This window comes from Scardovia inopinata JCM 12537, assembly GCF_001042695.1.
In the GTDB taxonomy this organism is placed as follows: domain Bacteria; phylum Actinomycetota; class Actinomycetes; order Actinomycetales; family Bifidobacteriaceae; genus Scardovia; species Scardovia inopinata.
Map to the genome: position 1 here is coordinate 404101 of NZ_AP012334.1, position 12083 is coordinate 416183.

The 12083-nt window shown below is 50.6% G+C and carries 9 protein-coding genes and 1 tRNA gene; 8 read left to right on the forward strand and 2 right to left on the reverse strand.

Translation table 11 applies throughout. The features are described from left to right. Positions 1–52: 52 nt before the first annotated feature. The 4 genes from SCIP_RS01580 to nucS all read left to right on the forward strand — a co-directional run bounded on the left by SCIP_RS01580 (position 53) and on the right by nucS (position 6186). The gene (locus SCIP_RS01580) at positions 53–1372 is read left to right on the forward strand and encodes a C1 family peptidase (RefSeq protein WP_006292764.1); all 1320 of its coding nucleotides are present in this window, start codon (positions 53–55) and stop codon (positions 1370–1372) included. 264 nt (positions 1373–1636) lie between these two features. Further along, positions 1637–2419, forward strand: coding sequence for an ABC transporter ATP-binding protein (locus SCIP_RS01585; RefSeq protein ID WP_006292765.1), 783 nt, complete (start codon positions 1637–1639; stop codon positions 2417–2419). 9 nt (positions 2420–2428) lie between these two features. Continuing rightward, the gene (locus tag SCIP_RS01590; RefSeq protein ID WP_006292766.1) at positions 2429–5377 is read left to right on the forward strand and encodes an ABC transporter permease; all 2949 of its coding nucleotides are present in this window, start codon (positions 2429–2431) and stop codon (positions 5375–5377) included. Between the two features lie 17 nt (positions 5378–5394). Continuing rightward, on the forward strand, positions 5395–6186 hold the full coding sequence (gene nucS, locus SCIP_RS01595) for an endonuclease NucS (RefSeq protein WP_006292767.1): 792 nt from the start codon (positions 5395–5397) through the stop codon (positions 6184–6186). A 70-nt stretch (positions 6187–6256) separates the two neighbouring features. On the opposite strand, the gene SCIP_RS01600 is transcribed toward nucS, so the two are convergent. Then, entirely contained in the window at positions 6257–7225 is a 969-nt protein-coding gene (locus SCIP_RS01600) for an FKBP-type peptidyl-prolyl cis-trans isomerase (RefSeq protein WP_006292768.1), read from the reverse strand. A 180-nt stretch (positions 7226–7405) separates the two neighbouring features. Between SCIP_RS01600 and SCIP_RS01605 the strand changes: the two genes are divergently transcribed. The 3 genes from SCIP_RS01605 (at position 7406) to SCIP_RS01615 (ending at position 11209) form a co-directional block, all read left to right on the forward strand. Continuing rightward, complete coding sequence (locus tag SCIP_RS01605) at positions 7406–8992, forward strand: hypothetical protein (RefSeq protein ID WP_050752359.1); 1587 nt, start codon at positions 7406–7408, stop codon at positions 8990–8992. Beyond that, complete coding sequence (locus tag SCIP_RS01610) at positions 8985–10058, forward strand: hypothetical protein (RefSeq protein WP_040590448.1); 1074 nt, start codon at positions 8985–8987, stop codon at positions 10056–10058. Before SCIP_RS01605 ends, SCIP_RS01610 begins: the two co-directional genes overlap by 8 nt. A gap of 140 nt (positions 10059–10198) precedes the next feature. After that, complete coding sequence (locus SCIP_RS01615; protein WP_006292771.1) at positions 10199–11209, forward strand: tetratricopeptide repeat protein; 1011 nt, start codon at positions 10199–10201, stop codon at positions 11207–11209. A 17-nt stretch (positions 11210–11226) separates the two neighbouring features. Here SCIP_RS01615 and SCIP_RS01620 read toward each other — a convergent pair whose 3' ends face one another. Next, on the reverse strand, positions 11227–11862 hold the full coding sequence (locus tag SCIP_RS01620) for a CYTH domain-containing protein (protein WP_006292772.1): 636 nt from the start codon (positions 11860–11862) through the stop codon (positions 11227–11229). Between the two features lie 132 nt (positions 11863–11994). Between SCIP_RS01620 and SCIP_RS01625 the strand changes: the two genes are divergently transcribed. Continuing rightward, a tRNA-Arg gene (locus SCIP_RS01625) sits at positions 11995–12067 on the forward strand. Positions 12068–12083: the final 16 nt, after the last annotated feature.

Below are 12083 nucleotides of genomic sequence, written 5' to 3' on the forward strand. Positions count from 1 at the left end.
TTAATATGGGTAATTGAATAAATATAAGTAATGTATGTAAGAAAGGAAGGCCATGGCTGTTCTTTCCGGCGCCGATGCTCAGAAGATGGAGCAGGAATTTGTTCAGGACAAGAAGAATGTATTGGCTCAGCGTTCCGCTGCAACGAATGGTTTGCTGAAAGCTGCTGAGGATCCCTTTGTCATAGCCCGCAATAAGAACCCCTATTCAACGGATCTGACTTCAGATGAAGTGACTAATCAAAAGCATTCTGGTCGCTGCTGGATGTTCGCCGGTCTCAATGTTCTGCGTTTTGCCATCGCCAAAAAGTTGAACGTGGAGAACTTTGAGCTTTCGCAGAACTTTTTGTATTTTTATGACAAGCTGGAAAAGTCTAACTACTTTTATGAGAACGTAATTGCTACCGCTAAGGATGATCTTTTCGACCGTAAGGTGGAGTTTCTTTTTAGTGAGCCTGAGAGCGACGGCGGCTGGTGGCAGTACGTTGTCAACCTGGTTAAGAAGTATGGCATTGTCCCCAAGAATGCTATGCCGGAGACTGCCAATACGGAGAATTCAACCGCTATGAATGAAGTTCTTAACCGTAAGCTTCGTCAGGATGGAATTCGTCTGCGTGAGCTGGTCCGCGGCGGTGCTTCCGATGAAGAAGTAGAGGCAGAGCGTTCTCAGATGATTTCCGGGATTTATCACATCGTTTCTGTTGCCCTGGGTACCCCTCCTCAGCAGTTCCGCTTCCAGTACCAGGATAAGGATAAAAAGTATCACGATGAAGGAGTCATGACTCCGGCAGATTTCCTGAAGAAGTACAGCGATCTTGATGTGGATGATTTTATTCCCCTGGATAATTATCCTCTCAAGGAAGTCGTTAACTACAACAAGCACTATGCCAATGAATTAGTTGGTGATATGGTGGGAGCCCCGGTTCCTCACTGGCTGAATGTACCGATAGACGAGTTGAAGGCAGCCGCAGTTAAGCAAGTTCAGGCAGGAGAACCGGTCTGGTTTGCCTGCGATGTTGACCAGTCTTCCGACCGTAAGAACGGAGTCATGGATACTGACCTCTACGATATGTCTACCCTGGTAGGGGTTGATTTTACCCTGACCAAGGGTCAGCGGATTGCCAGCCAGGAAAGTTCAGCTACTCATGCCATGACCCTGGTGGGTGTTGATGTGATCGACGGCAAGCCTGCTCGCTGGAAGGTTGAAAACAGCTGGGGAAGCGATAACGGTCAAAAAGGTTACTTTGTCATGACAGATGACTGGTTTGATCAGTATACCTTTGAAGTCATTATTAACAAAAAATATCTGACTGCCGATCAGGTTAAGCTCTACCAGACTGAGCCTGAAGTGCTGCCTTACTACCTGCCCCTGTAAAACTGTCCGCCTTTGTCAAAGCAGGCAGAACAGGCCGCGCAAACACATAAATGCCAGGTCATGTCGCCATAATGGTGCATGGTGTCCGCAAGCTACAGCCCCAACAGATAAGCTGCTGGGGCTGTACTTTTTCCTCTTTGGGCATGTTGTGATCGTATATTAGGCAAGGACGAGTAGAATAAAACCCATGCCTAGCATGACCGGCTGCGGCTTGATGCTGCGCACCTGCAATAAATCAGCATATATGAAGATAGGGTAAGCACAATGGCAGAAGCAGAATCCAGGGAAAAAAATCAGACTGAGGGTGAAGAAACTACAATCGCCAATGCGGTAGCTCAGGCTGTGGATCTCTATAAGGTTTATGGAGATTCAGCCGAAACTCAGGTAACAGCCTTAGACCATGTCACCGTGGATTTTGAGCGAGGGAAGATGACAGCCATCATGGGCCCTTCGGGATCGGGGAAATCCACCCTCATGCACTGCATGGCCGGACTTGATACCCCTACCTCCGGCAAGGTGATTGTAGAAAATCTTGAAGTGTCATCCATGAAGCAGAGAGAGCTAACCAGACTGAGAAGGGAACACATTGGTTTCATCTTTCAGAGCTTCAACCTGGTTCCTACCCTTACTGCGGAGGAGAATATCCTCCTGCCCTTGCAGATTGGACACAAGAAGATTGATCGGGACTGGTTTGACAAAGTGGTTGATGTGGTGGGTCTAAAAGACCGCTTGGATCATAGGCCTTCTCAGCTGTCCGGGGGCCAGCAGCAGCGGGTGGCCTGCGCCCGCGCCATCATGTCCCGTCCTGCCGTAATCTTTGCTGACGAGCCAACCGGTAACCTGGATTCCCGCTCCTCCCGGGAAGTATTGACCTTCCTGAAGAATTCGGTCACCGATAATTCTCAGAGCATCATAATGGTGACTCATGATCCCCGGGCTGCTTCCTACGCCAACCGGGTTTTTGTTCTGGCTGATGGCCGCATTACCCAGGATATGGATGAGCCCTCTTACGAGGAGATTCTTGACGTCTTTGCTACTGAAAAATAAGGGGGCGTTATGATAAAAATCGGATTTCGCGAAGCCAGAGCGCACTTCTCCCGCTTCATTATGTCAATCGTTGCCATCTGCCTGGGAGTTGCCTTTATTGTTGGTTCCTTCAGTTTCCGCAATATGCTTCAGGACCAGATGACCTCTGTTTTTGCCTCCTCATCTGAGGGAGATGTGTACGTCAGAGGAGTTAAGAAATCAACAGACACATCATCCTCATCTTCTTCATCTTCTTCTTCCTCCTTGTCAGCTGCTTCTCTAGCGGCCGGAACTAACTATAATTCCATTCCATCTTCTCTGATCTCTGATATCAAGAAAGTGAAAGGGGTCAAGAGTGCCTTTGCCCTGATGACCATGACCAACGCCGCCCTGGTCGGCAAGGATGGCACGGCAGTGGGAGCAGGAACAACAGGAATCACGGCAGTGTCCATGGCAAAGAATGCTACCTGGAGATCTGTTTCTTTTATAAAGGGAACGTATCCCCATGGGGCCGGTCAGGTTAGCCTTCTTAAGCAGACGGCGGATGCAGCCGGGTTAAAAGTGGGGGATAAAACTACTTTTGTTTACGCCAGCGGCCCTAAAAAGGTAAAGATTTCAGGAATCTTCACCCTGACTTCTGTTGCCCAGGGAACTCTTTATGTTGGTATTGATCCTCAAGTTGTTAAGCAGGAGAGAGTCTATACGGTTTTGGGATCTTCCGCTTCTGCTGCGTCTTCTTCTACTTCTTCTGCTTCTTCTACTAATGCAAAACCTTCATCGCCGGCTCCTTCTGCTTCTGCTCCATCCCTTCCTTCAGGTCAGGGCGGTAACCAGAGGCAGATCCAAGAGCAGAGACAGGCTCAAGCTCAGGCACAGGCGCAGGCAAGAGCCCACGCGCAAGCACAGGCTAAAGCCCAGGCGCAGGCCCGTGCCCAGGAGCAGGCTCGGCGCAAGGCTTATCAGGAGGCCAACGCCTATATTTCCGTCATCACCGTCTATGGCACAGGCAGTAAGGGACGTCCCCTGACAGACAGTCAGCAGAAGGCATTGGCGAAGAGAGTCAATGCCATGTTGGATGCAAAATCCTCCAACAAAGGCAAAACCAAGGCTGCTGCAATTACCGGTGATGCTTTGAGGGCAGAGCAGAAAGACGGCATCAACAGCATGATGGGCTTTATCCAGCCTATGATTCTGATTTTTGCCTTTATAGCCCTCTTCGTGGGTACTTTCATCATTGCTAATACCTTTTCCATGATTGTCCGCGAATCCATGCGGAGGTACGCCCTGCTCAGGTCAGTAGGTGCCAGTCCCAGCCAGGTTTTCACTACGGTCATTATTCAGGCCCTGGTTATGGGCCTGGTCGGGTCAGTTCTTGGCATCTTCCTAGGTTGGGGGATGATGTCCCTTATATCGGTAGGGCTCTCCCGGTCAGGCTCGCCCCTGACTGGCTCTTCCCGCCCGGGCCTGAATGCCATTATCATTGGCCTGATTGTTGGCTTGGCAGTATCGTTGATTGGTGCTGCCCTTCCTGCCCGTCGGGCAGCCCTGGCACCGCCTATTCAAGCCATGAATGAAACAGTCAATCCTCAGAAGTCCACCAGGGGCCGAGGCTGGCTGGGTCTGGCAATCTTTCTGTTGGGAGTCCTTTTTTGGTTCCTGTCTTTGTCCCTGGTTGCTTATGACGGTCCGGAAGGCCAGGGCCCCACACCCTTGAGCTGGCTTAATTCCTTCTCTCCGGATGCAGCCCTGGGCTGGGGAGCTTTGTTTATTATCCTGTCAGTTATTGTTATGACCCCCTCCTTGGTGGTCCCTGCCCAAAAGATATTAGGCGTTATTCCCCAGCTACTCTTCCCGGTGTCAGGGAAACTGGCCTCCCGCAATCTGGACAGGTCCAAGAGGCGGACTGCCAATACAGCAGCTGCCCTCTTTGTCGGTCTGGCTATCGTCAGTTGCGTAGGAACGCTGGCATCCACCTTAACCGCATCGACAGCCGGTCTGATTGACGAGGGGATGACCGCTGATTTTGCTATCCGGTCGCAGACCATGACCATACCGACCGATCTCGATAAGAAACTAGCAAAAACAGAGGGGATAAGGTCTGTGACTAAAGTCACCATGATTCCCCGTCTCAAATTTAACGGCAAACAGATTAATGGTTTTAGCATGACGGCCAAAGATACTCTTTTCAAGGACGTATACAAGCCTCATATGATATCCGGATCGGCTGTCTCAGCCATTAGTAAAGATCAGCTGGTTGTTGGCAAAACTATTGCTGATGACAACAAGTGGTCGGTTGGCACGGTTCTGACCGTGAAGTCTCCTGATGCCACCAGAAAAATCAAAATCGGCGCTATTACTGACTCAGCAACCTACACTAATTCAATCTACCTGTCCAGCAAGGTATCTGATCAGCTGCGGAAGAGTTATGCCGGAGTTACCTTGGCCCTTTATGTGTCAGCCAAGCCGGGAACTAACCTGACCAGTCTGGAAAAGAAGCTGAAAAAGCAGGTCAAGAAGTACTATGTTCTCACAGTGATGAACAAAGAGGAGCTTAAATCCAGCATCGCCACCCTGATCAACAATATCATGGTCATCATTTATGCCCTCCTCGCCCTGTCTATCCTTATAGCAATTTTTGGAGTGGTAAACACTATGGCCCTATCGGTGTCGGAAAGAACCCGGGAGATTGGTCTGCTGAGGGCTATTGGCACCAGCAATGGCCAGGTTCAGGGCATGATCGCCATAGAGACAGTGATGATTTCCGTCCTGGGAACTGTTGAGGGAATTGTCACCGGTCTGGCTGCCGGGATTGTTATTCAGCAGGTTTACAAGGACAGCGGCCTGGGAACCCTCAGCATTCCTTTCAAACAGTTGCTGATTTTCCTGATTCTGTCTGTTCTGATCGGTCTTCTGGCCAGCTTGTCTCCGTCCAGGCGGGCCCTGAAGGTTCCCGTTCTGAATGCAGTCAGCGATGAGTAGGATAAAAAGGTGCTGCTATGAGAATTATTGTTGCGGACTGTTCTGCTGTCTATTCGGGCCGGCTTAATGCCCGCCTCCCCCGTTCCCGCCGGGTTATTCTGATCAAGGAAGACAGCAGTTGTCTGATTTTTTCTGAGCTCGGATCCTATAAGCCCCTTAACTGGATGGTGGCACCCTGTACTTTGCGGCAGGTAGGCCCTGACCAGCCTCGGTTTCATTCTCTGATCACCGATATGGGCTTGGATACCTTGAAATCGGAAGAACAGGGAGATCTTCAGCCGGGAGAGGGGGATCTTCAGCTGGAAGAGGGGGAAGCCCAGCCGGATTCCTTCCTCCAGGTGACAGCTGATAAAAGTTCTGATACCTTGATTATTGCCCTATGGCAGGTTCTGTCTGATCAGACATTTGACCTCGGTCAGGATCCGGGTTTGAGTAAGGACGGGGTAGAGGACCATTTGCAGCACTACCTGGCAGAGCAGATAGAACGGATTGGCAAGGGGGCCCGGCTGGTCAGGCGGGAATATCCCACAGCCATTGGTCCGGTTGATATTATGGCCATTGATGGCGACGGGGTCCATGTGGCCATTGAGATCAAGCGGCATGGGGGTATCGATGGGGTTGAACAGCTGACCCGTTACTGCAAGCTTTTGAACAGGGATACAAAAATAGCCCCGGTTCGTGGAATCTTTGCCGCACAGACTATTACTGCTCAGGCACGGACTCTGGCTGAAGACCGGGGCTTTGAATGCCTCATTCTTGATTATGATCAAATGAAAAATGAGGATTCGTCTGAGATTACCCTTTTCTAGTTTCTAGTTTCTAGTTTTTAGTTTTTAGTTTTGCTTTTTGGGTTTTCTGGTTTTAAGCTGAGAGAATGTTTTAAGCTGAGAGAATATCGACCACAAAGACCAGGGTGGAATTGGCAGGAATACTACCCTGAGCGGTAGAACCATAGCCTTGGCTGGGAGGAATAATCAGCAGGACCTGGGATCCAACTGTCTTTCCTGTCAGCCCCTTGGTCCAGCCGGTAATAACTCCTCCAGACAGGGAGAAGCTCAAAGGTGTTCCCCGGGACCAGGAACTGTCAAAGGGAGAATCGGCCTTGCCACCCAGAACCCAGCCCTTGTATTGAACAGAAATGGTGTCGGAAGCCTTAATCTTCCTGCCCTTGCCCTGGATCAGGGTTTGAGAGACCAGTTTTCCTGTCTTCTTGTAAGTAGTCAGACCAGAAATGGAAGGCTCGCCGTTCTTAGCCAGGGTAACTTTGGGCAGGGTAGGATCGAGTGAGGTCACCTTGGTTCCGCTGGCCCTTTGAGGAATCTTTCGTGCATCAGTCAAGGTCAAGGCCAGAAGATAACTACTGGCCGAGGCTGTTGATGTAGTGGAAGAACTGTTCTCACTGACTGCCAGAACAACTGTTGAATTAACCCGTAAGCCCTTGAAAAGCTTATAGAAACCGGCCTGTATACCTTTCTTGGTCAGGAAGGTGCTGCAAACGGCGTCTCCCTTCCAGGTAGAGTTGACTTCTTTGCCGGTTGAAGGGTTGAGAACAATCTGCTGCAGGCAAAGCTGATCGCCGTCAGAAGCCTTCTTCCCGTTGCCTTCCTGGACAATTTGATAGGTATAATTTGTTACCGTATAGGGAGTTTTGAAGCTGATGGAAGGTTTTTTGCCCAGTGTTCCCTTAGCGCTGAACGGCTTGTCAGTCAGTTCTTCGAATTTGCTGCTGGTGCCTTCTTTGACACTTCCTGATGAAGACCCACAGGCTGCCAGAGGCAGGCACAGAGCCAGGACGCAGATGAGGGCCATAAGGAGTGGAGTGATTTTTCGAGTAAACGTTTTTCCCATAAGTCATACTCTATCGGTACGAGGGTACTCGACTTGCGGACCTGCATGTATGGGCCTGCATGTGGTAGGAAAAAGCCAGCTATGGACAGCCTGTGAGACTATCTGGGAAGCAATTGTGGATGAAATGTGCCTATGTTCCGGTAAACTAGCTTAGTTGATAGGAAAATCAGGAGCCTCATAGTGAAAAACGACGATACTCAAACTAGCGAGACGATTGACCGGACTGAAACTGTGTCCAGGAAGGACTTGAAAGCTGACAGTGCGCATACCAGGCACGAGGATCCGGCCGAAGATGCCAGGACCAGTAACCATACAGCTTCTGGAAGAGCCCGCAGAATAGTCTTCCGGTTTGTTCTTGCCCCTATTTTTGCTGTAGCAGCCGTGGCTTCCCTGGTCATGGGAATTCTTTTTGCTACCATTTTGGCCCCCAAGCCCATTCTTCAGGCAACGGCTTCCGGCCTGTCTTCTTCGTATCTCTATACGGAAGATGGGGTAGCGGCCCTGAGCGGGTCGGGCTTGACCATGAAAGTTTCGGGTAAAACCGGTTCACAGGTCTGTCTGGCAGTAGGCACAGCCCGCGATATTAAGCTTTGGCTGGGCAAAGAAAAGGTCACGGTTCTTACTGGTTTATCTTCCTCTGCTGCCTTATCCAGGAAAATTGTGGGAAGCGAAACGGATCCCATTCTCTCGTCTGATCAGTCTTCAGATGACGATGAAGCTGGTCTGACTTCTTTTAAGAATTCTGATTTGTGGCAGTCGGTGACCTGCGGGAACGGCGCAGTTCAGGTCAAATTGGCAGATGCGTCTGGTAAGGCTCTGGTGGCCTATTCCTCGGACCCGCTTCAATCAGTATCCCTTTCCTGGAGAAACCAGAAGCAGGAAAATTATACTTGGGTTTGGTATCTGGCTGCTGCCCTTTTGGCTGTTTTCTCCATTCTCTGCGCTACCCTTTTGGCCACATTTAAGCCCAGAAAGCGGGTTAAGGCTTCTGCTGCACGCAACCTGGCCGTGGAAGAGGCTCAGGCTCAGGATGATATGAGCACCCAGATTATGGAACCTGTGGAAGAAAACTTCCACTATCAGCGGCCGGATGTGGTTCCCACTCATCATGCTCCTATTACTAAGAAAAAGTGGTCCCCCTTCGGGCTGGGTAAGGGCCAGGTCCTGTCTGCTGAGGAGGCCTTGTCTTCCCATGATCAGGATGAACCTGATAGTCAGGAGGCCTCGGGCTCCCCGGCAATTGTGGATCCTTCCCATTCCAATATGGTTGCCCGGGTATCGAGCAGCCGTCAGCACACCTCTGGCCATATTCCGGGGGAGCATAGGGAAAATTCTTCAGAAGATTCTCCGGTAGGCAAACACAGGGCATCTGCCGATGACATTCGTCGCAGGGCAAGGGCCAAGAAGTCTGCTCATCGTCAAAGAAAACAGTCATCTCCTCATTTATCTCATCTGGTTTCTCAGACGGAGTCGAGCAGCGATTCTTCGGCGGATCAGTCTGTCCCTGAAACTGTAACAACTGCCTCCTTCAGCGAGATGGCTGCCTGGCTGGAGAGGGTAAAGAAAGAAGATTCCAAGCCCCCTGCGGATAATACCGTTGATATTCTGGCCGATGAAAAAGAAAAGAAATCCAAGGAAAACCTGTTTGAAAATTCTGAAAGCACAAGAATTACCGACATTCAGGAAGCGGTTTCTGAGTCTGAGCATAAGGCCGATAAGGACTCTGAGCAGCCATCGGCCGAAGCCAAGGAGGAGCATCATGACTAAAAAATCACTGCTTTCCCACGGCATAAGAAAGATTCTTATAGCCCTGTTAGCTGCATCCAGCACACTAGGACTGGCAGCCTGCGGGTCTGTGCCTGAACCCAAAAAGACTAATCTGTCTAACACCACTGTCATAACCCTTACTCAGGAAGAAAGAATCCGTAGGAGAGTCATCCGCAATGTTCTTTCCCTGGATGAAGACAGAGATGTTGAAGGACTTAAGCAGTATGTCCAAGGCCCTGAACTGGCTGTCAGGACCAGCCAGCTGACGGTGGCTAAGGCGACCGAGACTTTAGACCAGACCGCTGCCATACCCACAGGGGTACAGCAGATTATGATTCCGACCGAATCCTCATGGCCTCGGTCCTTCTTCTCTATTACTACGACGACCGCAGACCAGCAGTCTGGCCGTCTTCTGGTTTTTTCTCAGGATTCAGCCAGGGAAAATTACAAGCTCTGGGGTCTGGTCAGGCTCTTCTCCGGTGCACAGCTGCCGACTTTCCGCCAGCAGACTCCTGCTACTAAAACCTCTGATGAGTACAACGATCCCAACCATACAGGAACTGCCACTCAGGGCGGCCTGGTTATGACTCCGACTAAGGCTGTTACCGCCTATGCCGATGTCCTGCAGAAGGGCACTGCCAGTACCTATGCCTCCCGTTTTGCCACTGATTCTCTGCGGACCGAGTTGACCAAGCTGACGAATACCATCAGCGATGGAGTGAAGAAAAACGGGGGAACTCAGGAGCAGACCTTTACTTTTAATAAGAAAGCTATTAAGGTTCTGGTAACGGCCACCTCGTCCAAGAACAAGGGAGCCAAGCTGGGAGCCCTGGTAATTGCTCAAATAGATTCGTCCTGGACACGAACCGCGGGGAAGGACAGGACTTCTCTGCCTATCTCTGATGCAGAGAAGGCCCTTTTTGGCATACAGGAAGGTAAACAATCCGTAGTGGCCAATTACATTAATGTGGTTGCCCTCTATGTTCCTTATGCATCTCAGGGGTCGCAGGCTAAAATCGAGTGCGTTGGTGCTGAACGGGTTCCTGTTTCGGTCACAGCTCGCTAAGGTTCTGTCGCTAAGTTCTCTCGCGAATTCTTCTCGCTAAGGTCCTGGCTGACAGGCTTGAGTGGGAGAGTGAGAGAATATCGCGTCAAGTGAACAACAAATAATTTCATCACAAATAATTTCATCTATATGAAGGCATTATGACTCAGATAAATAAGGGCGGCAAAGCCCAGCGCTCTACTGCGGGTTTGAACCTGGCAGGGGCGGTTGATTTAGAAGGATTAAAGCATAAGGTCACGGCTCCTGCCGGTCAGGAAGGCGGAGCTCCCGCTGCAGGGGGCTATGTGGTGGATGTAGATACCGCCGGTTTTGATTCCATGGTCAGAACCTCAGCTACTTACCCCATTCTCCTGCTCATGTGGCAGGAAGATGATAATCGCTACTTTGACCTTGCGCGCAAACTGGCAGATATGGTCACTGAGATGAAGGGGCAGATGCAGCTGGCCCGCATGGATATTGCCTCTAATCCCCAGGTTGTTCAGGCTTTGCAGATGCAGGGGGCTCCGGCCTTGTATGCCTTTATTGGCGGCCGGCCTATGCCTATTGTCCAAGGAATGCCAACGGATGAGGAACTTCGGCAGATTAAGGAGCAGATTCTGCCTCAGCTGGTTGCAGCAGCCCAACAGTCTGGAATTACTGGCACCGCTCCTTATATGGGAAATGAGTCTGACCAGGCGAACCGGGAAGGTCAGGGTCAGGATGGAAGCTCAGGCAATGACCGAGGGCCCTCCCATCCTCAGATACCAGCCGGCCACGAAGAGGCGTATCAGCTGGCTCAGGAGGGCAAGTATCATCAGGCAGCTGCGGCTTACCACAAGATTATGGAATCTGACCCTCATGATGTTCTTGCCGCGCGGGAGCATGCCAAGGCTGCCCTTTTAGACAGAAATGGAGAATCTGATGTGAGAGCGGTCCGTAAGGCAGCAGGGGATGCTCCCGACGATCTCCAGGCTCAGCTGGATGTAGCTGATATCGATATGATTGGTGGCCATCTGGAAGATGCCTGTAATCGACTCCTGGACTTTTTAACTACGCATAGGGAGAGCAAAGATCTGATCCGGCAGCGACTCTTGGAGTATTTTGCTATTCCTGAAGCATCTGATGAGCGCGTCCGTCAGGCCAGGGCAAGACTGGCAACCCTAATGTATTAAATATACCAGAGGTCGGTTTAGCCCTCGGAAGCTGTGCGATTGGTCCCGAATCCTTGATGGAAGCTGGGACCTTTTTTATTGAGTTCCTCTAAAAAGCTGTCTTTCCAGAAGCTATAAGGGTGCTCAGCTAAACCATCATTGGAGAAGCGCCAGTCATCAGTAATCTCAGTCAGGCAGAATTCCGGTATAAGCAGATTGGTAACGGGCTTATTTCGTCTGGTTTCCGCTGCTACCAGGGGATAATTGTCGCCTCCGAAAACGTCCAAATTCCAGCCATCTTCTCCCACCCAGGCTGTGTACCGGGTTTTGACCAGGGCTTTACCGCCCCGACGGATGAGCTCCACGGCTATGTCTGGATCAATCTCCCGCCCAGCCTCATATCTGGTTCCGCTGGTGGAAGGCCCTTTGGTGGTCATAGAAGCAAAATGGAAGCGGTCTCTGTAGCGGTCAACGGTTTCCAGGGGATCAATCTTGCTGGTCATGTCTACCTTGGTATTAGCAGCTTTGACCCGCACTCTCAGGGCATAATTATCCTCGTAGACATAATAACTTTGAATAATCAGAGTTGGTTCTTCGTTCACAGTCAGGTCCGCAGGCAGGGAATAGCAGAAAAATCGTCGGTCATATTCAAAATCAGAGAAAGGATCACTCATACTCTGTCTCCTGGAAATACATCTACTTTTCCTTTATTTTATGCGGCAAGGGGTACTTTTAGCCGTACACTGCTTGATCGCGACAAGCGCAGGTTTTATTTGACCGCTGAATACGCTACAGTAGAGGTGCTCGGGTTTGTAGCTCAGTGGATAGAGCGTCTGTCTCCGGAACAGAAGGTCGAGGGTTCGAATCCCTTCAAGCCCACTTTGGCTTATAGGAC